Genomic DNA, 20604 nt, shown 5'->3' with positions numbered 1-20604 from the left:
TAACAAATTTTTCACAGTATACAAATCGGTGGAAGTTTTAGGCTATTTTGGAAATTAGTATTTTTAATCAATAGAATATACTAAACCGTAATTTTAACTTTATGACGAGTTAATATTTGTTTTGTCATGGTAGACGTTAATAATGGTAATAACTTACCTACACACCAAGTTTTTATAAAGATGCCTCAAGGCCATTGTAGGATGATAAATTAACATTCTTGGACCAGAAAACCGCATTACCTGTTTAATTTTTAGTTTATAATCTTTACGATAACAATGTTTAGGACAACGTTCGCATGTCGTTTTTTCTTCACCAAAACGGCACTTTGTTAAACGTTGCATAGCATATTGCAACAGATCGTTGCATTTCTCACATAACTGATGATGTTGGCTATGATGTTGTTTAAAGCAATATAAATAGATCATTGCTCTCACTGTTGCTTTTTCTTGCTGTATTTTAGGACCATTATTGTTTGCAACCATAATTACATACACGTTAATTAAGAAAGTGGTAAAATAAAATCATCTAATATGATCACAAGAATTTGTTGTAATGGCAAGAATTATCAATAAAGACACAACTGTTTGCATGTCCCTTTCAGCAAGACCAAGCAATTTTGGTACTCGCTTTCATAACTATTTGTACGAAAAACTCGATCTTAATTACTTATATAAAGCCTTTACTACCAATAATTTGAAAGATGCAATTTATGGCATTAGAGCCTTAGCTATTAGAGGTTGCGCCATTTCAATGCCTTATAAAGAAGCTTGCATTGAGTTTATTGATGAATTAGATGACTCAGTAAAATCTATTCAATCGGCAAATACCATTGTTAACACCAACCATCATTTAAAAGCTTATAACACTGATTATATTGCCGTTGCTAAACTCATTGTAGAAAATAAGATTGATAATAAAACACCATTTGTATTAAAAGGCAGCGGAGGCATGGCTAATGCGGTGATCGGAGCTTTTTATGATGCGGGATTTAAAAATGGTATTATTGCCGCACGTAACCAACAAAAAGGCGAAGCATTAGCCAAACGATATGGCTATAAATGGGTAAAGGATGAGCAAGAAATATTGTCACACCAAGCAAAATTGATTATTAATGTTACCCCAATTGGTATGTTTGGTGGTATTGATTCTGAGGCGCTTGCATTTCCCTCAACTATGATAAAAAATGCCGATATTGTGTTTGATGTAGTTGCCCTTCCCGTTGAAACTCCCATGATAAAATATGCCCAAAAACTAAATAAAATTATTATTTCAGGTGCCGATGTTGCTGTTATACAAGCACTTGAACAGTTTGTTTTATATACTGGTGTAACACCAAGTGAAAAGTTAGTAAGACAAGCAGGAGAATTTGCAAGGCAAGGTTAAATAATATTGTCCATTCCACCGTGTTCAGCGGTGGAATTTAAATAAAATTTAATTTAATAATTTATAACATTGTCTGATGCAATTTATTATATACAACTAATAATTTTTGGTGCATATCAAACTGTTCTAGATTGTTATTGGTCTGTTTTTCGATTTTCGTATAATTAGCTAAACCAAAAAATGTTTTGTCACCATTAGCGTATTGCCACATATCATCAACACAGGTTTTACCATACATTTTATTAAATGCGGCTTGATAGTTATTAAACTGTTTTTTGTCTCGTTGTAAAATAAAATTAACTAATGTCTGTAAACAACGATAAGCATGATTGCGTGATGGCGTGAATATAGACTCGTTCATTTCAATCGTCCAATCAATCCACTGTTGTGCTTGTATTAAGTCTTTACCTGCCAATGCCAGCATTGCTTTTAACTCGCCAACGCGAAGAGTTAACCAAGCATTATCGTTACCTGTTGCTATGCCTAGCAGTTCTCGAATTCGAGCATAATCATCAAGCCCTTCATCATCAAGCTGTTCAATAATTGCTAGGTACTGTTTAGCTGTACGTTTTTGGTAAGGTAATGACAAAATAAGCTTTCGTAATCCAATAGCCATATTGCTATTGGCAATTATAAGATCTTCAGGAGGATAAATTTCAGACATACCAACGGCCAGAATTCGGCAAGCATAAACACCAAGGTGTTCGTAGTCCATAATTAACACTTCAGTTTTATGGTGGGTAAAAATAGTCATCAAATTTGCAAATTCTTGGTCGGTTGTACCAGAAAAGTCCCAATCGACAAATTCATAATCTGCTTGTTCATTAAATAGATCCCATGAAATCAAACCGCTCGAATCAATAAAATGCGTTTCTAAATTACTAAGATCAGCAATATCATCATTATCAAAACTTGGAGGTGAAAACACATCAAGATCTTTTAAACTGCGTCCTTGTAGTAATTCTGTTACTGTTCTTTCAAGCGCAACGCCAAAATTTGGATGCGCACCAAATGAGGCGTAACACGTTCCATTTTGTGGATTAAATAACACTACACAAATAACCGGAAACTCTCCACCCAATGAGGCATCAAAACAGTAAAGCGGAAAGCCTTCGCTTTCAAGCGTATCAATTGCAGATAAAACGGTTGGGTAACGGTTAATCACTTCAGTTGGGATAATTGGTAAGCTAATGCCTTCAGCTATAATCTTATTTTTAGTATAACGCTCAAAAATTTCAGATAACCCTTGTACTCGGGCCTCATTACAAGTATTACCGGCTGACATACCATTAGAGGCATATAAATTAGCAATTAAATTAACTGGCACATAAATAGTTTGTTTATCAGACTGCTGTTCAAAAGGTAAAGCGCAGATACCTCGATCACCATTACTTGATTGTAAATCAATTAAATCTGTTGCACTCAATTCATGATCAGGATCATAAAACTTAAGTAGTTCTTTGGATAATAGTCCTTTAGGTAGTGAATTATCTTCAGGAATAGTGAACCATTTTTCACTTGGATAATGCACAAAATCGGCATTCGCTATTTGCTCTCCTAAGTAAAAATCTGAAAAAAAGTAATTGGTTGATAATCGCTCAAAATACTCTCCTAAAGCCGATGCTAATGCCGCCTTTTTGCTTGCGCCTTTACCATTAGCAAAGCACAGAGGACATTTAGTATTTTGAATATGCACTGACCACACATTAGGTACCGGATTTAGCCAAGAAGTTTCTTTTACTTCTAAATCATATTTTGCTAATTGCTGCTGAAAATAGTTGATCGAATCTTCAAGGGCGGCATCTTTACCGGGGATATAAGTTTTCATAAGTTAATCTCAAAATAATTTTATGTTATAATTGTTGCGCTTTCCAAAATTTATCACTTTATACGCAAATATAAAAAAATAGAAGTAATAAAATCAATCCAACTAAAAAGGAAATAAAATGAACAAAAAAATAGACTTTAAAGACTTTACCATTAAAGACTTATTCTTCTTTGATAAAATGTTAACACCTTCTTGTATCACTATCGTGTATTGGATCGCATTATTACTTATTGGAATTAGTGCGTTCACCATGATATTAGGTAGTTTTGCTGCATTTACTTATAGTTTTACTATGGGTTTAGTCGCTTTTTTCACCGGTATTGTTACCTTGGTTGTGGGCTTTATTTCAACTCGCATTGGTTTTGAATTAATTTGTGTACTATTTAATATTAACCAAAATATTCAAAAATTAGCTAATGAAAAAACCAATTCAGAAAAACAAGAAGAATGCTCTAATACAGATACTATTAATTAATATCGTTGATTTAACTATGTAGCTTAAAAATGCGGGAATAAATTCACGCATTTTTATTTTTGTTTTAATTTATATGTTGTTAAATCAAGAAAATCAGTTAACCAACATTAAGATCGCTAAGAGGCCATCTTGGCTTAACATTAATAGCTAAATCTGAATACTGCCTCGCTTTTAAATGAATCATACCAGCATAAGCAATCATGGCACCATTATCGGTACAAAATTCGAGCCTTGGATAAAAAACTTTTCCTTTTCGTTGATGCATCAACTCAATCAATTTAGTACGCAGTGTTTTGTTAGCACTTACCCCACCAGCAACTACTAAATTTTTAAATCCAGTTTGTTCAAGTGCTCGCCTTACTTTAATCACCAATGTATCAACCAAAGCATCCTCAAATGCTCTAGCAATATCTGCTTTAGTTTGTGCATCAATATGATGATTATCATTATGTTGATGAATCATATTAGCTGCGGCTGTTTTAAGGCCTGAAAAACTAAAATCAAGCCCAGGACGATCAGTCATTGGCCTAGGAAAATGGAATCGCGCTCCACTACCCTGTTCAGCCAATTTTGATAATTTTGCGCCACCAGGATAATCTAAACCAAGCAATTTAGCTGTTTTATCAAAAGCTTCTCCTGCAGCATCATCAATTGACTCTCCAATAAGTTTATATTTACCAATACCAGTCACACTAATAAGCTGTGTATGTCCTCCCGAAACTAATAATGCAACAAAGGGAAATTCAGGAGGATTATCTTCAAGCATCGGCGCAAGTAAATGCCCTTCCATATGATGAACTGCGATGGCTGGTACATTCCAAGCATAAGCAAGCGATCTTCCAATTGATGCGCCTACCATCAACGCCCCAATCAAACCTGGACCTGCAGTATAGGCAACCCCATCAATATCTTGTGCGGTTAAATTAGCTTGTTTTAAAGCTGCTTGAATTAATGGCACAGTTTTACGAATATGATCGCGCGATGCCAGTTCTGGCACCACACCACCATAATCAGCATGTAATTTAATTTGAGAATAAAGCTGATTTGCAATTAAACCATTGACATCATCATAAATGGCTATACCAGTTTCATCACATGAAGTTTCAATACCAAGGATCTTCATTAACGTTTACCTATAAAATCAGCAAGGTCTTGTTCACTCCAGAGATCTTGTTCTGTCATATCTTTATCAGGAATGCGATGTTCTTCAGTTGCCCAATCACCTAAATCGATAAGCTGGCAACGTTTACTGCAAAATGGACGATAAAGACTATTTTGACTCCATTCAACTTCTTTTTGACAAGTTGGGCACTTAACAAATGTAGTATTTTTATTCATTTCAACTCTTTTTTCATAACAGTATTCGATCAACAGCAGGCTAATTCAAATTCAATTTCATCAGTATTGTCATTATCGTAAGTCTCAAGTGCTAAAAAGCGAATACTATAACGCGACAAATGACCAGATACTTGAGGATATACATTTTTATCTAAAGAAATTCGAATACGAATCAAATTAACATCACCATTTGTTTCTTGAAAAAAGTTATTGGTATAAACAAACGGTTTAAATTCACCTAACTGTCGAATTAATTGCATATAACATGTCAGAGATTTATCAAGTATTGATAAGTGTTGTAACCAATTTTTTATTTGATTATAACGCCTTTCTTGTGAAATTCTAAGCCATAAATGAAACGAAGGTAAGTCAAAACTACAACATCCCCCTGGAATCATTAAACGTTGACGAATGGCTGTAATAAATCGATCATCTTTTAATGGTTGTCCTAAACGCCCAATTGCATTAAATTGGACGATAAAATCATCAAATTGGTGAATCAGGTCATTAAGTAAATCATGATCTACACCTTCGATATTTAACCACAAGATTAACTTTTGTTTTTGCGATTCAAGATCTTTAACCAAATCACCTTTAATATCATTACGTTCAATAATCTCTAACAACTCGGACAATGCATGAAAAAAAATCAACGCACTATTGTCATTAAAATGACAATGTGTATTTAATTGATTTAATAGAAATTCAACTCGAAGCCAAGTACGCATTTTTTCATTTAATGGATGTTCAAAAATAATATTATTCATCTATTCTAAATCTTACTTTTAAAGCTATTCAAATATTGTTGATGCAGTAGATTAACTTGTGTTGTTAGCGACAACAAATTACCGTCATTAACTATAATATCATCAGCATAAGATAAACGTTTCTTCAAAGATACTTGTGACTGTATCATCTTTTTAGCTAATGATTCACTAATATTATCCCTTTTAACTAATCGTTCCAATTGTAGTGAAAGTGAGGTATCAATTATCAACACACGATCAGCCCAAATATGCAAATTGTTTTCAATCAATAACGGCACAACCCAAATTAGATAGGTTGTACTTTGCATAGCAATTTGTTTTTGGGTTTCTTGTTGAATGATGGGATGCAATAAATCATTAAGCCAGAGCCGTTCATGATCATTATTAAAAATAATTTCACGGAGCTGACTACGATCAAGTTCACCATTAGTAAGTAAAATTTCTTGGCTGAAATGCTTAACAATTTGGTTAAACGCATAGCTACCTGCTTGCACTACTTGCCTTGCAATAATATCTGCATCAACAATAGGTACACCTAATTTAGCAAACAAATCGGCGATAGTGCTTTTTCCACTGGCAATACCACCACTGAGCGTAACAACATAAGGCATAAGGCAAATTCCAATCCAACAACAAATTGCTTTATTATAGCATATATGTAAGTTGATTAAATAATACTAATAAGGAGAAAGATTCAGTTGTTAATTAGCTATTACATTTTCAAAATAATTCACAAAATTAGTGCATAATAACAACAATCTCCCCAAAATTTACCATCTATTGAAAAATAAATTAAATAAAACAGTTGTTTTATATTATTGGCTGTATATAATTACATGTATCTGTATATAAAAACAGGAATATGTAATGAGACCGTTAACTGAACGCCAACAACAGATTTATGATTTAATAAAAGATAACATTCAAACTACTGGTATGCCACCTACACGTGCTGAAATTGCCCAAAAATTGGGGTTTCGATCCGCCAACGCAGCCGAAGAGCATCTAAAAGCTTTAGCTAAAAAAGGCGCAATTGAAATGATCGCAGGCTCTTCACGCGGAATTCGCCTTTTACTTGAAACGTCTATTGAGCCAAACGAACAGGAAAGTTTACCACTTATTGGACAAGTCGCGGCTGGTTCGCCAATATTAGCGCAAGAACATATCGAAAGCCATTACCAAGTTGATCCTTCATTATTTAAACCTCGCGCAGACTTTTTATTAAGAGTACAAGGTATGTCAATGAAAGATATTGGTATATTTGACGGTGACTTGTTGGCTGTACATAAAACCCAAGACGTTAAAAATGGGCAAGTTGTTGTTGCTCGTATTGATGATGAAGTTACGGTTAAACGCTTGTCGCGTAAGGGAAAGCATGTACACTTACTTGCCGAAAATGCCGAATTTTCGCCGATCAAAGTTGATTTAGAACTGCAAAATTTTGCCATTGAAGGATTAGCGGTTGGTGTTATTCGTAACGGATCTTGGATGTAAGCAAACTCATAGACGCAAGTATATAGAAGTATAGGCAAAGTTAGTATAAAATAGCATTTAACTAACGTGTGGGAGATTACTATGTGGCTATTTTGGTTATACGAATTTTTAGGGTTTATTGCAGTTTTATTACTCGTTTTTGGGTACTGCCGTTTTAGAGGGATCGGTTTTTGGTCTTTTATTTGGAAACATCTAAAATGGGTTGCTTTGGCTGTACTTATTGTTTGGTTAGCTATTGCGGTACTTTGCCGAATTGATTTATACAATGCTGCCCACTGTTATTTTAGGGGGGAAAGCATGCATGCAAATACCAAATACTCTATATTTTTAGGCGAATGCCAAGTAGAAACACCAAGTGGCAGTTATGTGCCTATCGAACGGGCTAGAGCATTACCCGGTTCAAGCAACCATGATCACGACAATGATAGCGACTCTACAAGCGAATTCTATCCTGTAAATTAATATCGGAAATTCAAAATCCGACAAGAGACAAGTGCTACCACAATTGTCGGATTTTTTATTTTATCTGAATGGAAAAATAGAATTTTAAACAAATAAAAGAAAATCAGCATATAGCTTAAATTATTAATTATTTTGCCCATTAGTCCGTTGAAAAGCCAAACAATACTGCTCTAATTTTTTAAAACCAAAAATCAATGTAAAGCTCACACAAAGATAAATCACTGCCGCAATACCAAAAGCATGAAAAGGTTGATAAGTTTCGGCATAAATATCACGCGCAATCTTCATCACATCTGGTACAGTAACAGTAAAAGCCAGTGCAGTTGAATGTAATATAAAAATGACCTCGTTACTATAAGCTGGCAATGCAATACGAAATGCTCTTGGAAAAATGATATAATGATAAAGTTGAAAACGATTAAAACCAAGTGCTGTCGCAGCTTGAATTTCGCCATTTGGCACATTCCGCATAGCTCCAGCAAAAACTTCAGTAGTATAGGCACAGGTGTTTAGGGTAAGGGCTAACACCGTACAATTTAAACCACTTTGAAAAAAATCTCCTAACCAAGCATTATTTTTAACCACACTTAAGGTATATATACCAGTGTAAATAATCAATAACTGCACATATAAAGGCGTACCTCGAAAAATATAAGTAAATAGCCAAATAGGTAATTTAATCAGTTTATTTTGCGCGTTTCGCCCTACCGCTAACACTAGCGACAAAATCCCCCCCATTAGAACCGATAAAATCAAAATCCACAGCGTCATCGCAAGACCAGTGATATTATAACCATCGGTCCATAGTAGTGATTGCCAATATTGTTGAATAATTTCTAACATGAGTTCTTATAATTTAGTTTTGGTAATGCCAATAGAATAATACCGCTCAAGCCACCATAAAATGATATTAGATATTGATGTAAAAAACAGATAAAACGCCCCAGCAATCAAAGCAAATAGCAAAGGTTGGTACAGAGCTTCGCCTGCATTTTTAGTAGCTTTGACTAAATCCGACAATCCCAATAACGACACTAATGCTGTAGCTTTTAACACCACTAACCAATTATTAGCAATACCTGGCAAGGCAAAGCGCATCATTAAAGGAAACATTACATACCGAAACACTTGCACTTTACTTAAACCAAGCGCTGTTGCTGCCGCTAAGGTATTTCTAGAAACTGCAAGATAAGCTCCTCTAAAAGTTTCGGTAAAATATGCCCCATAAATAAAGCCTAACGTAATAATACCAGCGATTAACGGATCAACTTCAACAAAAGGAGCATTAAAATAATCAGTTATATTATTAACCAAAAACTGCAAACCAAAAAAGATTAGCATCATCAACACTAAATCGGGTACACCTCGAATCAACGATGTATAAGCCTGACAAAACACATTACATACTTTTGAATGGCTCAGTTTACCTAATGCACAAACAATACCAAGTATCATGGCCAGTAGTAGCGATGTTAATGCTAAAATAATAGTCAACCATGCACCTTGACAAATTAAAGAAATATACCCCTGCATGGTTTATTTTTTATTACCGTACACATTAAAATCAAAATACTTATTGTTGATTTTTTGATATGTACCATCTGCTAAGATGTCTTTTAAAGCTAAATTAAAGGCTTCGCGCAACTCATTATCATTTTTACGAAAACCAATTCCTACTCCAACATCAAAGTAGTTCGCATCGGTTAGAGCATCCCCAGCAAAAATAAAACCTTTACCTTGTGACTGTTTTAAAAAGGCATAACTACCAGTAACTTCATCTTGCAATGCCGCATCTAAACGACCTGCCACTAGATCAGAAAATACTTGTAACTGATTTTGATAAGGCACTATAACTACACCGTTCGGACGCCACATCTCATTAACAAAATGTTCTTGCGATGTACCTTGCTCAACACCAACACGCTTACCTTTTAATGACTCAGCATTAGGCATTAAATGAGTACCCTCTTTAACAATCAAACGAGAATAAGTCATAAAAATTTCGTCAGAAAAAGCGATCTGTTTTTTACGTTTTTCGGTCATCATTAGCGAAGACGAGATAATATCAATCTTTCTTGATAATAACGACGGGATCAGCGCATCAAAATCAGTCGATTGAAAAGTACATTTAATATTGATCTTTTCGCACAAGGCTTTCGTGATTTCAATGTTGAATCCAGTAACTTCACCATTAGCATCAATAAAATCAAAAGGCGCATAAGACGTATCCGAACCAACTTTAATCGATTCAGGTAACGCAGCATAACTTGCCATTGGCAAGCTTAAACAACCAAAAATAACCAATTTTTTTAATAAATTCTTCATTTTTAATCTTTCCTTTTTTATTTAAGGCAATAATATAACGTGTTCTAAGGTAATTTTATAATAAAAAAAAGTTATTATTGTAGTGTTTAAAATTAGAATTACTTAATGGCAAACACGCTAGACAAAATAATTAAGGTTGTTACTTTTAACAACTAACAAAAAGCTAGTTTGGTTGAGCTTTGGTTGCAAAACCGTGAAGATGGTTTTAAAAAATTTTGTCAAAAAGTTTCAGGTAACTATATGTTAGAGTATAAAAATGAGTTTTTTAGTTGAGTTTGTATTATTGTCATTTTCCCCATCACACAACCATTTTGCGAAAATAAATATCAATGAATAATTAATATTTGTCAGATTAAATTCTAAGTTACTATAGGTAAATTAAATTGTATCAATTATAAAAAACCGACCATAAAGGCCGGTTTGTTTTTTGAGGTTTTATTACTGTTGAGCTTCAATGTTGTCACCAACTAAATCTAGATGAATAGTTTTACCTGGGACTAATTTGCCTGACAGTATTTGTTGTGCCAATGGGTTTTCGATCTCTTGTTGGATCGCTCGTTTTAACGGTCTTGCCCCATAAATTGGGTCAAAACCAACTTTAGCTAACTGCTCAAGTGCCGCATCCGAAATATCCAATTGGTAACCACGTTCATCTAAACGTTTTTCAACGTGTGCTAACTGAATTTTTGCAATCGCTTTAATGTTTTCTTGACCTAATGGGTGGAATACCACTGTTTCGTCAATACGATTGATAAATTCTGGTCTAAAGTGTTTGGTTACAACTGTCATCACTAGAGATTTCATTTCGTCATAACTTAGTTCAACTTGGCCTTGAATTAGGTCAGAACCTAAGTTTGATGTCATAATTATGACAGTGTTACGAAAATCAACTGTGCGACCTTGACCATCTGTTAAGCGCCCATCATCCAATACTTGCAGTAAGATATTAAAGACATCTGGGTGTGCTTTTTCGACTTCATCAAGTAAAATTACTGAGTATGGTCGTCGTCTAACTGCTTCGGTTAAATACCCCCCTTCTTCATACCCAACATAACCTGGAGGCGCACCGATTAAGCGAGCAACGGAGTGTTTTTCCATAAACTCTGACATATCTATACGCACCATAGCTTCTTCGCTATCAAACATAAAGTTAGCCAGTGATTTGCAAAGCTCGGTTTTACCGACACCAGTTGGTCCTAAGAATAGGAATGATCCAATCGGTTTATTTGGATCTGAAAGCCCTGCTCGGCTACGACGAATCGCATTTGCAACCGCTAATACTGCTTCATTTTGACCAATTACACGTTTATGTAAGGCATCTTCCATGTGCAATAGTTTATCTTTTTCGCTCTCAAGCATTCTAGAAACTGGAATACCTGTCGCTTTAGATAATACCTCTGCAATTTCGTTATCGGTCACTTTGTTACGCAATAACTTCATGGTTTTGCCTTCTAACTGCGTTGCTGAAGCAAGTTTCTTTTCAAGCTCTGGAATTTTGCCATATTGTAATTCTGACATTTTATTCAAGTCGCCAGCTCGGCGAGCTTGCTCTATTTCAGTACGTGCCTTTTCTAGTTCTGCTTTGATGTTTTGAGTACCCGAAACAGCTGCCTTTTCTGACTTCCACTCTTCTTCAAGTGAAGCATATTCCTTTTCTTTTTCAGAAAGTTCATCATTTAACATTTCAAGTCGTTTTTTACTCGCATCATCAGATTCTTTTTTAAGCGCTTGTTGTTCAAGTTTAAGTTGAATTATGCGTCTTTCAAGGCGATCTAAAGATTCTGGTTTTGAATCCATTTGCATACGAATACTTGATGCGGCTTCGTCAATTAAATCAATCGCTTTGTCAGGTAACATACGATCAGAAATATAACGATGCGATAAAGTCGCTGCCGCCACAATTGCCGGATCGGTTATTTGCACATGGTGATGCAGTTCATAACGTTCTTTTAATCCGCGTAAAATAGCGATAGTATCTTCAACTGTTGGTTCGGCAACATAGACTTTTTGGAAACGACGCTCTAACGCCGGATCTTTTTCAATATATTGACGGTATTCATCAAGTGTGGTTGCTCCTACGCAGTGTAATTCACCTCGCGCCAATGCCGGTTTTAACATATTACCGGCATCCATTGCACCATCGCTTTTACCTGCGCCGACCATGGTGTGGATTTCGTCAATAAATAGGATAATACGCCCTTCTTCTTTGGCTAAATCTTTAAGCACCGCTTTTAAGCGTTCTTCAAATTCCCCACGGTATTTTGCGCCCGCAATTAATGCGCCCATATCTAATGATAAAACGCGTTTATGTCGCAATCCCTCAGGCACTTCACGGTTAACAATACGTTGCGCAAGCCCCTCAACGATAGCGGTTTTACCCACACCCGGTTCACCAATCAATACTGGGTTATTTTTAGTACGACGTTGTAACACCTGAATAGTTCGACGAATTTCTTCATCACGACCAATAACAGGATCTAACTTGCCTTGCTCTGCACGCTGAGTTAAATCAATGGTGTATTTTTTAAGTGCCCCTCGTTGATCTTCGGCATTAGGATCGTTCACGTTATCACTCCCCCTTACTTGATTAACTGCTTGGCTAAATTTGTCTTTATTAACGCCTGATCTTTTAAGAATATCGCCTAAACTGCCCTTATTTTCTAAAGCGGCTAATATAAAGAGTTCTGATGAGATATAGCTATCACCATTTTTTTGGGATAATTTGTCGCAAAGATTTAATACTCGAACAAAATCTTGCGATGGAATAACATCTCCACCCACACCTTGAACTTGGGGTAATCGGTCAATAGCTTGAGCTAATTCTTGTTGTAAATTAACAATATTTGCGCCCGCTGCGATCAATAAAGGCGTTACACTACTACCTTCTTGATTAAGCATGGCTGATAGGACATGCACAGGCTCTATATACTGATTGTCTTTACCTAATGCCATTGACTGCGCATCAGCTAAAGCTTGTTGAAATTTGTTTGTTAGTTTATCTAACCTCATAGTGTTTATCTCCTGAGCAATAAATGTGGATTAAATGCTAAACACATTCAATCTATTTGCATGTGATCTAAATGAGTGTTGCAACCTAAATTTCAAGAGTAAACTTAAAATATTTTTTACAAAATTTATACAACAAGATTAGCAAGTATGTAAGGCTTAATTGACATAAAAATAAAGCTGTTTGCAATTCAAGCAATTACTTCTAAATTTCATTTCAAGTTACACTGGTAAGATGACAAATTCACTTTTATCCCTTATATTGTTACCTTTATTTTGTTAGGTTCATTAACCGTGGTTCGTAACCCATCCCACGTAAAAAAACTAGGAATACAACATGTTCAAAATAGCCAAAGAATTTCAATTTGATGCTTGTCATATGTTAGATGGGCACAATAAGAAATGTCACAATCTGCACGGTCATACTTACCGTTTATTAGTCGAAGTCAGCGGTGATCTTATTGATAGCGGTTCAAGCCAAGATATGGTCATGGATTATGCCGATTTAAAGCAAATCGTTAAACAGCATGTTGTCGATCGATTCGATCATGCTTATCTTTATCATCAAAATAACCCTAATGAGTGCCGTATTGCGTCGTTATTGCAAGAGATGGATCGCAAAATCTTTGCCTTTCCTTGTAGAACAACGGCCGAGGGGATGAGCCAGTTTATTTTCGATCATCTGTCGCAATATTTGCCTGTCTCGATGATCAAATTATGGGAAACGCCCACCTCTTATTGCGAATATCGTCGGAGTTAATATGGTCTATTTTCGTATTGTTGAAATCTTCGAATCTTTACAGGGCGAGGGTTATAATACAGGCATGCCTGCGGTTTTTATCCGTTTTGCTGGGTGCAATTTGAATTGCACTTGGTGCGACACTAATTTTCGCAAATTTACTCGATTCACGTTAGATGATTTAATGACTAAAGTGAGCGAATATAAAAGCAAAAATATTATTATTACTGGTGGCGAACCGACAATAGTTAAAGCGTTACCTGAATTGCTTTTGTCACTTAAAAAAGCGGGCTATTTTATCGCCATTGAAAGCAACGGACTTGGTAAAGTCGATCCGCTTATTGATTATATTGCGCTAAGCCCTAAATTTTGCTACCAATCACGCTATCAAAAAATAGTACAACCAATAGCAAATGAAGTACGCGTAGTGGCCGAAAATCACTATGATTTTATTCCTTTTTGCCAATATATCGAAACTCATATTCAAGCCAAACGCTATTATCTGTCGCCTTGTGAAAAAGATGGTACGTTTAATATGCTTGAAACGATAGAGCTGTTAGGAAAAATCAACCAAAATCGACTGGATAATAAATGGTTTTTGAGCGTGCAAAGCCATAAATTTGCAGATATTGAATAATATAGTTTATGTGAATAAATACACCTTTTGGTTACTAAAAGTTAATACCAACTAGTATAGTTTAGTTTATAAAATAAATAATTATTAGCCAATTTAATACTTTTTGTAATTTATTCAAACCAGATCATTGATGCCATTCTGCCAGTTTTATTTTCACGTCGATAAGAGAAGAATTTATCTTGTTCAGTATAAGTACAATAATCACCACCAAAAATTTGCGTTACTCCTATTGCTTGTAAGCGTTGTTTGGCAATTAGATATAGGTTGGCTAGGTATTTTTGTTCAGTTGGATTGATCAATTTAAATGCTTTTTGTGCTTTTGGATCGACTTTTTCAAATTGCTGTTTGACTTCAATACCTACCTCAAATTTTTTGACACTAATGGCTGGTCCCATCCAAGCGATGATGTTTGATGGCGAGCTTGAGAATTTTTTGATTGTTTCTTCTAATATACCATTACATAATCCTCGCCAACCGGCATGGGCAGCTGCAACCTCGTCGCCTTTTGTTGTACAAAAAAGTACAGGCAAGCAGTCTGCGGTTAGTACTACGCTAACTTGCTTAGGTTGATTGGTATATGATGCATCAGCTTCAAAAGTTTGATAAGAATCGATGTTACCTGTTGGAGGTTGTAAAGTAATTTGTGATATATCAAGCACTGTTGTGCTGTGAGTTTGCGTTAACCAATATGGTTCACTTGGTATTTGTTCGGTTTGAATAATTCTTCGGCGGTTTTCAGCAATATGTTCTGAATTATCACCAGTTCGATTTCCCATATTTAAACTTGTAAATGGAGCTAAACTAACGCCACCAGTCCGTGTTGTGGTAAAGGCATGAATATTGTGGAGAGCTGTCCAATATGGGTAAATCGATTTAATCATATTTATCACCAATCTAATTCATCTTTATGCTGTTCGGTATCTTCTTGTAAAGCTTGTATTAACTTTTGCATATCTTCAGGAATAGGCGCATGCCATTCCATTTGTTCACCTGTTATAGGGTGATATAAACGTAACATGGTAGCATGTAATGCCTGACGGTCAAAGTCGCGCAAGTTTTGAATAAAGGATTCACTAGCCCCTTTAGGCGGTCTTGGTCGTCCACCATAAAGTGGATCACCTATTAGTGGGTGAGCAATGTGAGCCATGTGCACGCGGATTTGGTGAGTTCGCCCTGTTTCTAAGCGTAACCGCAAGCGAGTATGTAGGCGATACTTTTCCATCACTCTATAATGGGTAACCGCTGATTTACCCGTTGGGAATACAGCCATATGAGTGCGTTTGGTTGGATGACGGGTGATAGGCTGATCAACGGTTCCTCCTGCGGTAATAATCCCCATGACTACAGCTTCATATTCGCGTGTAATTTCGCGTAGTTGAAGTGATTCGACCAAATGTGTTTGCGCCATAATGGTTTTAGCTACAACCATTAGCCCTGTTGTATCTTTATCTAGACGATGCACAATACCTGCGCGGGGCACGCGTGCTATCTCAGGATAATAATGCAATAAGGCATTTAATACCGTACCATCAGGATTACCTGCGCCAGGATGCACAACTAAATCACGAGGTTTATTAATCACTACAATGTCACTATCTTCGTAAACAATATCAAGCTTTATATCTTCGGGTTGATGATAAGTTTCTTGTTCAATTTCGGCATTGATAGTTATTATTTCACCACCGAGTACTTTTTCTTTCGGTTTATTAACGATAACATTGTTGACAGTGACTTTATTATTAATAATCCAATCTTTTATTCTTGAGCGTGAATAATCGGGGAAAAGCTCGGATAATGCTTGATCTAAACGCATTCCTAGTTGACTTTGTTCGATTTTAGTTGATAATTTTAACTCATGCATGTGTAATTTATCTATTTTAAGCTGTTATGTTTTAGAGTATTATATACTAATCATTGCCTTTAATGTTTAATTATATTTGGATCAAAAACTGAATGAAATTGCGTTTACACTCTTTGCTAGCTATCGCTTTAAGTGGCATGCTAATTGGTTGTACTTCTTCCAAACCCGATGTTGAAAATGTACCCGAGATTGAACTACATAACAAAGCGAAGTCTGAGCTTGAAAATGGTAATATTAAATCCAGTATTACTGTATTAGAGTCCTTGGACAAAAATTATCCTTTTGGTCCTTATTCTCAACAAGTTCAACTTGATTTGATTTACGCTTACTATAAATCAGCTGATTTACCGTTAGCGATTGCGTCAATTGACCGTTTTTTGAAATTGAATCCAACGCATCCAAATATTGATTGGGTTATTTACATGCGCGGCATTTCAAATATGGCACAAGACGACAATATGATCCAAGGTTGGTTTAATGTTGATCGTTCAGATCGCGATCCCGATTATGCTTCAGCTGCATTTAAGGACTTTTCTTATTTACTGTCTAGTTTTCCAAACAGCCAATATGCAGCCGATGCGCAAAAACGCCTTGTATTTTTGAAAAATAGATTGGCTCGCTATCAGTTAAAAGTCGCACAATTCTATACAAAACGCGGTGCTTATGTAGCTGTGATTAATCGGGTGACAGAAATGTTAATTATGTTCCCAGATACCGACTCAACTAAAGAAGCATTGCTTTTAATGCGTAATGCTTATAATGAATTAGGCTTAGTTGATGAAACCCAAAAACTTGATCAACTGATTCAAGCAAATCTTAAAAACATGCCTAAAGAAGAACAACGATCGTTCTTATCGCACTTTACCAGCGTCTTTAATGGCAGTTAGGCTGTTTTATAATTAAGATTATGCTTTTTGTAGTTTTACCTACCTTTTAATTGCTATTTAATCACACTTAAATAGCAATTGATTTAACTTGTTGTAGCCCTTTCACCTAAACCTATTAAAGTTTTGTCATTTATTAGATATCAGCAATAAAATATGCTCAATAAGTTAGAATTTATCATAACAAAAAATCAATATCTTACTTCATATATCGTTTGTAAAACGAATCAATAACCAATACAATTAGCAACATATTTTTATTAGCAATAATAGATAGGACATTAACTCGTCATGCAAGAACAATATCGCCCAGATGAAATAGAAGCCATTGTACAAAAACATTGGCAAGAAAATAAAACCTTTCACGTTACTGAAGATTCATCAAAAGAAAAATATTACTGCTTATCGATGCTACCTTACCCTTCTGGGCGTTTGCATCTTGGTCATGTTCGTAACTACACCATTGGTGATACCATTTCACGTTACCAACGTTTAAATGGCAAAAATGTACTACAGCCAATTGGTTGGGATGCGTTTGGTTTGCCTGCTGAAGGTGCTGCAGTTAAAAACAATACTGCACCTGCAAAATGGACCTATGAAAATATTGCTTATATGAAAAAGCAATTACAACTTTTAGGATTTGGTTATGATTGGGATCGTGAAGTTACTACTTGTCGTCCTGAATATTATAAATGGGAACAATGGTTTTTTACTAAATTATACGAAAAAGGCTTAGTTTATAAAAAAACATCGGCAGTTAACTGGTGCCCAAATGATCAGACCGTACTTGCTAATGAGCAAGTGGTTGAAGGTTGTTGTTGGCGTTGTAGTACCCCTGTTGAGCGCAAAGAGATTCCACAATGGTTTATTAAAATCACCGAATATGCCGAAGAACTACTTAATGATTTGGATACGCTTGAAAGCTGGCCAGAGCAAGTTAAAACCATGCAACGTAACTGGATTGGTCGTTCTGAAGGGGTTGAGTTTGATTTTGCTGTTGAAAATTATACTGATAAGTTACGTGTTTATACAACTCGTCCTGATACATTAATGGGAGTTAGTTTTGTCTCTGTTGCCGCAGAGCACCCTCTTGCACAATTAGCAACTCAAAACAATCCTAAAATTGCTGAATTTGTTGCTGAATGTAAAAATACCAAAACAGCCGAAGCCGATATGGCAACCATGGAAAAGAAAGGTATTGCCACAGGCTTTTATGCTATCCATCCTTTAACAGGTCAAAAGGTTCCTGTTTGGATTGCTAATTTTGTGTTAATTGAATATGGTACAGGTGCAGTAATGGCTGTGCCTGGTCACGACGAACGTGATTACGAATTTGCTTCAAAATATAACTTACCAATTAAACCTGTTATTTTAACTCAAGACGGTAATGCACCAGATCTTTCTGAAAAAGCATATACTGAGCATGGCAAGTTATTTAATTCAGGCGAATTTGATGGTCTTGATTTTGATCAAGCATTTAATGCTGTTGCTGATAAGTTAATTGCATTAGGTATTGGTAAACGTAAAGTTAATTACCGTTTGCGTGATTGGGGTGTTTCGCGTCAACGTTATTGGGGTGCACCAATCCCAATGGTGACGCTTGAAGATGGTACAACCATACCAACACCAGAAGACCAATTACCAGTTATTTTACCTGAAAATGTTGAAATGAATGGTATTACCAGTCCAATTAAGGCAGATCCTAATTGGGCTAAAACAACCGTTAACGCTCAACCTGCACTACGTGAAACCGATACGTTTGATACCTTTATGGAATCTTCTTGGTATTATGCTCGTTACACTTGTCCAAACTACGAAAAAGGCATGTTAGACGAAAAAGCGGCAAACTATTGGTTACCTGTTGACCAGTATGTAGGTGGTATTGAACATGCCATTATGCATTTACTTTATTTTAGATTTTTCCATAAATTAATGCGTGATTTTAGCTTAGTATCGTCAGATGAACCAGCAAAACGTCTACTTTGCCAAGGTATGGTATTAGCTGATGCATTTTATTATACCAGCCCAACAAATGAACGTATTTGGGTTTCGCCAACTGAAGTCACTATTGAACGTGATGATAAGGGTCGCATTGCTAAAGCTGTCGATAGTCATGGTAATGAGCTAGTTCATGCTGGTATGACAAAAATGTCAAAATCAAAAAATAATGGTATCGATCCACAAGAAATGGTTGAAAAATATGGTGCTGATACCGTTCGATTGTTTATGATGTTTGCTTCGCCTGCTGATATGACACTAGAATGGCAAGAATCTGGCGTTGAAGGTGCAAACCGATTTATTAAACGTGTATGGCGTTTAGTTTATGAACATACTCAAAAAGGTGCAGCAGCAAAACTAGACGTTACAGGTTTAGATAGTGAACAAAAGTCATTGCGTCGTGAATTGCACAAAACCATTGCGAAAGTGAGTGATGATATTGGCCGCCGCCAAACATTTAATACTGCTATTGCCGCTGTGATGGAATTTATGAATCGCTTACAAAAAGCACCACAAGAAACTGAGCAAGATCGCGCTCTAATGAGTGAAGCTTTAAATGCGATTGTTCGATTACTTTACCCTATGATGCCTCACGCTTGTTTTGTTATGTGGCAAGCTTTAGGTCACAACGAATCGATTGATAATACAACTTGGCCTGTTGCTGATCAATCGGCAATGGTTGAGGACGAGAAACTCATTGTTGTACAAATCAGTGGTAAAGTCCGCGGTAAATTTATTGTACCTGCCAATGCCGATCAAGATTTTGTTGTGTCACAAGCAAAACAAGAACCTAATATCCAAAAATATTTGAGTGATGTTACTATCCGTAAAGTGATTTATGTGCCGGGTAAATTGTTAAATCTTGTTGTTGGTTAATATTGTTTGATAACTAAATTTAGGCGGTTATTGATATGAAAAAGTATTTAGCATTAATTATGTTATTAATAATATCCTTAACAGGATGTGGATTTCACTTACAACATGAGACAGAAGTGCCTGAAAGTTTTAAAACGATGTCTTACATAAGCTATGACCCTTATGGCCGGTTGTCTCGCAATATTAAAGAGTTATTACACGATAATGATGTTACGATAACGAATAATAATGCTTCAAGTCAGGTACCATTGTTAAAAATGGTAAGTGAAAATTTAAGTCGCAATACTATCTCGATTTATCAAGATGGTAAAGCTGCCGAATATCAATTAGTGTTAACGGTTGAAGCACAAGTTGTTATTGCAGGTCAACAGACTTATCCAATAAACGTACGTGTGTTTAGAACGTTTTTTGATAATCCTGCTGAAGCATTGGCTAAGACGGTTGAACAAGACTTGATTGAAAACGAAATGTTTAAACAAGCGGCTAAACAAGTCATCCGTAAATTAAAATCGATTCATGCAGTAAATTAA

The 20604-nt window shown here is 35.8% G+C and carries 20 protein-coding genes, 1 pseudogene and 1 riboswitch; of the genes and pseudogenes, 9 read left to right on the top strand and 12 right to left on the bottom strand.

What is annotated here, in order from left to right:
- Nucleotides 1-153 precede the first annotated feature (153 nt).
- Nucleotides 154-483 carry a nitrous oxide-stimulated promoter family protein gene (locus A9G25_RS02280; RefSeq protein ID WP_065625566.1) on the bottom strand — a complete coding sequence of 110 codons (330 nt, stop codon included), beginning with the start codon at nucleotides 481-483 and terminating at the stop codon, nucleotides 154-156.
- Between the two features lie 70 nt (nucleotides 484-553).
- On the opposite strand from A9G25_RS02280, the gene A9G25_RS02275 reads away from it, so the two are divergent.
- On the top strand, nucleotides 554-1384 hold the full coding sequence (locus A9G25_RS02275) for a shikimate 5-dehydrogenase (RefSeq protein WP_065625565.1): 831 nt from the start codon (nucleotides 554-556) through the stop codon (nucleotides 1382-1384).
- Nucleotides 1385-1445: 61 nt separating this feature from the next.
- On the opposite strand, the gene ycaO is transcribed toward A9G25_RS02275, so the two are convergent.
- Nucleotides 1446-3212 carry a 30S ribosomal protein S12 methylthiotransferase accessory factor YcaO gene (gene ycaO / locus A9G25_RS02270; protein WP_065625564.1) on the bottom strand — a complete coding sequence of 589 codons (1767 nt, stop codon included), beginning with the start codon at nucleotides 3210-3212 and terminating at the stop codon, nucleotides 1446-1448.
- Nucleotides 3213-3330: 118 nt separating this feature from the next.
- Here ycaO and A9G25_RS02265 point away from each other — a divergent pair, with 118 nt between their 5' ends.
- Nucleotides 3331-3687, top strand: coding sequence for a DUF4282 domain-containing protein (locus tag A9G25_RS02265; protein ID WP_218057520.1), 357 nt, complete (start codon nucleotides 3331-3333; stop codon nucleotides 3685-3687).
- A gap of 97 nt (nucleotides 3688-3784) precedes the next feature.
- On the opposite strand, the gene tsaD is transcribed toward A9G25_RS02265, so the two are convergent.
- From tsaD to coaE, 4 genes are read right to left on the bottom strand one after another with little or no spacing between them, the layout of a single operon-like run.
- Entirely contained in the window at nucleotides 3785-4810 is a 1026-nt protein-coding gene (gene tsaD / locus A9G25_RS02260; RefSeq protein ID WP_065625563.1) for a tRNA (adenosine(37)-N6)-threonylcarbamoyltransferase complex transferase subunit TsaD, read from the bottom strand.
- Nucleotides 4810-5025: a DNA gyrase inhibitor YacG gene (gene yacG / locus A9G25_RS02255; RefSeq protein ID WP_065625562.1), complete on the bottom strand. Its 216-nt coding sequence runs from the start codon at nucleotides 5023-5025 to the stop codon at nucleotides 4810-4812. Before yacG ends, tsaD begins: the two co-directional genes overlap by 1 nt.
- 29 nt (nucleotides 5026-5054) lie before the next feature.
- Complete coding sequence (gene zapD, locus A9G25_RS02250; RefSeq protein WP_065625561.1) at nucleotides 5055-5792, bottom strand: cell division protein ZapD; 738 nt, start codon at nucleotides 5790-5792, stop codon at nucleotides 5055-5057.
- Nucleotides 5793-5797: 5 nt separating this feature from the next.
- On the bottom strand, nucleotides 5798-6403 hold the full coding sequence (coaE, locus tag A9G25_RS02245) for a dephospho-CoA kinase (RefSeq protein WP_065625560.1): 606 nt from the start codon (nucleotides 6401-6403) through the stop codon (nucleotides 5798-5800).
- Between the two features lie 256 nt (nucleotides 6404-6659).
- Here coaE and lexA point away from each other — a divergent pair, with 256 nt between their 5' ends.
- Together lexA and A9G25_RS02235 are read left to right on the top strand one after the other, a co-directional pair.
- The gene (gene lexA / locus A9G25_RS02240) at nucleotides 6660-7286 is read left to right on the top strand and encodes a transcriptional repressor LexA (protein ID WP_065625559.1); all 627 of its coding nucleotides are present in this window, start codon (nucleotides 6660-6662) and stop codon (nucleotides 7284-7286) included.
- Nucleotides 7287-7367: 81 nt separating this feature from the next.
- On the top strand, nucleotides 7368-7748 hold the full coding sequence (locus tag A9G25_RS02235; RefSeq protein ID WP_065625558.1) for a hypothetical protein: 381 nt from the start codon (nucleotides 7368-7370) through the stop codon (nucleotides 7746-7748).
- Nucleotides 7749-7871: 123 nt separating this feature from the next.
- Here A9G25_RS02235 and hisM read toward each other — a convergent pair whose 3' ends face one another.
- The 4 genes from hisM to clpB all read right to left on the bottom strand — a co-directional run bounded on the left by hisM (nucleotide 7872) and on the right by clpB (nucleotide 13082).
- Entirely contained in the window at nucleotides 7872-8591 is a 720-nt protein-coding gene (gene hisM, locus A9G25_RS02230; RefSeq protein WP_065625557.1) for a histidine ABC transporter permease HisM, read from the bottom strand.
- Nucleotides 8592-8597: 6 nt separating this feature from the next.
- Nucleotides 8598-9281 (bottom strand): ABC transporter permease, encoded by a 684-nt coding sequence (locus A9G25_RS02225; RefSeq protein WP_065625556.1) that lies wholly within the window; start codon nucleotides 9279-9281, stop codon nucleotides 8598-8600.
- Nucleotides 9282-9284: 3 nt separating this feature from the next.
- Nucleotides 9285-10073: a lysine/arginine/ornithine ABC transporter substrate-binding protein gene (locus tag A9G25_RS02220; RefSeq protein ID WP_065625555.1), complete on the bottom strand. Its 789-nt coding sequence runs from the start codon at nucleotides 10071-10073 to the stop codon at nucleotides 9285-9287.
- A 438-nt stretch (nucleotides 10074-10511) separates the two neighbouring features.
- A complete protein-coding gene (gene clpB / locus A9G25_RS02215; RefSeq protein ID WP_065625554.1) occupies nucleotides 10512-13082 on the bottom strand; it encodes an ATP-dependent chaperone ClpB in 2571 nt (856 codons plus the stop codon).
- Between the two features lie 285 nt (nucleotides 13083-13367).
- A riboswitch (PreQ1 riboswitch) is annotated at nucleotides 13368-13413 on the top strand.
- Between the two features lie 3 nt (nucleotides 13414-13416).
- Here clpB and queD point away from each other — a divergent pair.
- Nucleotides 13417-13839 (top strand): 6-carboxytetrahydropterin synthase QueD, encoded by a 423-nt coding sequence (gene queD / locus A9G25_RS02210; protein WP_065625553.1) that lies wholly within the window; start codon nucleotides 13417-13419, stop codon nucleotides 13837-13839.
- 1 nt (nucleotide 13840) lies between these two features.
- Nucleotides 13841-14455, top strand: a complete 615-nt coding sequence (locus A9G25_RS02205) for a 7-carboxy-7-deazaguanine synthase QueE (RefSeq protein WP_065625552.1) — start codon at nucleotides 13841-13843, stop codon at nucleotides 14453-14455.
- A gap of 110 nt (nucleotides 14456-14565) precedes the next feature.
- Here A9G25_RS02205 and pgeF read toward each other — a convergent pair whose 3' ends face one another.
- Nucleotides 14566-15333 (bottom strand): peptidoglycan editing factor PgeF, encoded by a 768-nt coding sequence (gene pgeF / locus A9G25_RS02200; protein WP_065625639.1) that lies wholly within the window; start codon nucleotides 15331-15333, stop codon nucleotides 14566-14568.
- Nucleotides 15334-15341: 8 nt separating this feature from the next.
- Nucleotides 15342-16316, bottom strand: a complete 975-nt coding sequence (rluD, locus tag A9G25_RS02195; protein WP_065625551.1) for a 23S rRNA pseudouridine(1911/1915/1917) synthase RluD — start codon at nucleotides 16314-16316, stop codon at nucleotides 15342-15344.
- Between the two features lie 92 nt (nucleotides 16317-16408).
- On the opposite strand from rluD, the pseudogene bamD reads away from it, so the two are divergent.
- The 3 genes and pseudogenes from bamD to lptE form a co-directional block, all read left to right on the top strand.
- Nucleotides 16409-17131: pseudogene (bamD, locus tag A9G25_RS02190) on the top strand (outer membrane protein assembly factor BamD); the annotation flags it as partial.
- A gap of 360 nt (nucleotides 17132-17491) precedes the next feature.
- Nucleotides 17492-20074: a leucine--tRNA ligase gene (leuS, locus tag A9G25_RS02185; RefSeq protein ID WP_065625549.1), complete on the top strand. Its 2583-nt coding sequence runs from the start codon at nucleotides 17492-17494 to the stop codon at nucleotides 20072-20074.
- Between the two features lie 35 nt (nucleotides 20075-20109).
- Entirely contained in the window at nucleotides 20110-20604 is a 495-nt protein-coding gene (gene lptE, locus A9G25_RS02180) for an LPS assembly lipoprotein LptE (RefSeq protein WP_065625548.1), read from the top strand.

This window comes from Gilliamella sp. Bif1-4 (assembly GCF_001690535.1).
In the GTDB taxonomy this organism is placed as follows: Bacteria; Pseudomonadota; Gammaproteobacteria; order Enterobacterales; family Orbaceae; genus Gilliamella; species Gilliamella bombi.
This window is presented reverse-complemented; position numbering and strand designations above follow the sequence as displayed.

Bases quoted from the DNA above. Each gene is read 5' to 3' on its own strand.
- A9G25_RS02280 (WP_065625566.1), bottom strand. From the start codon at position 483: ATGGTTGCAAACAATAATGGTCCTAAAATACAGCAAGAAAAAGCAACA.
- A9G25_RS02275 (WP_065625565.1), top strand. From the start codon at position 554: ATGGCAAGAATTATCAATAAAGACACAACTGTTTGCATGTCCCTTTCA.
- ycaO (WP_065625564.1), bottom strand. From the start codon at position 3,212: ATGAAAACTTATATCCCCGGTAAAGATGCCGCCCTTGAAGATTCGATC.
- A9G25_RS02265 (WP_218057520.1), top strand. From the start codon at position 3,331: ATGAACAAAAAAATAGACTTTAAAGACTTTACCATTAAAGACTTATTC.
- tsaD (WP_065625563.1), bottom strand. From the start codon at position 4,810: ATGAAGATCCTTGGTATTGAAACTTCATGTGATGAAACTGGTATAGCC.
- yacG (WP_065625562.1), bottom strand. From the start codon at position 5,025: ATGAATAAAAATACTACATTTGTTAAGTGCCCAACTTGTCAAAAAGAA.
- zapD (WP_065625561.1), bottom strand. From the start codon at position 5,792: ATGAATAATATTATTTTTGAACATCCATTAAATGAAAAAATGCGTACT.
- coaE (WP_065625560.1), bottom strand. From the start codon at position 6,403: ATGCCTTATGTTGTTACGCTCAGTGGTGGTATTGCCAGTGGAAAAAGC.
- lexA (WP_065625559.1), top strand. From the start codon at position 6,660: ATGAGACCGTTAACTGAACGCCAACAACAGATTTATGATTTAATAAAA.
- A9G25_RS02235 (WP_065625558.1), top strand. From the start codon at position 7,368: ATGTGGCTATTTTGGTTATACGAATTTTTAGGGTTTATTGCAGTTTTA.
- hisM (WP_065625557.1), bottom strand. From the start codon at position 8,591: ATGTTAGAAATTATTCAACAATATTGGCAATCACTACTATGGACCGAT.
- A9G25_RS02225 (WP_065625556.1), bottom strand. From the start codon at position 9,281: ATGCAGGGGTATATTTCTTTAATTTGTCAAGGTGCATGGTTGACTATT.
- A9G25_RS02220 (WP_065625555.1), bottom strand. From the start codon at position 10,073: ATGAAGAATTTATTAAAAAAATTGGTTATTTTTGGTTGTTTAAGCTTG.
- clpB (WP_065625554.1), bottom strand. From the start codon at position 13,082: ATGAGGTTAGATAAACTAACAAACAAATTTCAACAAGCTTTAGCTGAT.
- queD (WP_065625553.1), top strand. From the start codon at position 13,417: ATGTTCAAAATAGCCAAAGAATTTCAATTTGATGCTTGTCATATGTTA.
- A9G25_RS02205 (WP_065625552.1), top strand. From the start codon at position 13,841: ATGGTCTATTTTCGTATTGTTGAAATCTTCGAATCTTTACAGGGCGAG.
- rluD (WP_065625551.1), bottom strand. From the start codon at position 16,316: ATGCATGAGTTAAAATTATCAACTAAAATCGAACAAAGTCAACTAGGA.
- leuS (WP_065625549.1), top strand. From the start codon at position 17,492: ATGCAAGAACAATATCGCCCAGATGAAATAGAAGCCATTGTACAAAAA.
- lptE (WP_065625548.1), top strand. From the start codon at position 20,110: ATGAAAAAGTATTTAGCATTAATTATGTTATTAATAATATCCTTAACA.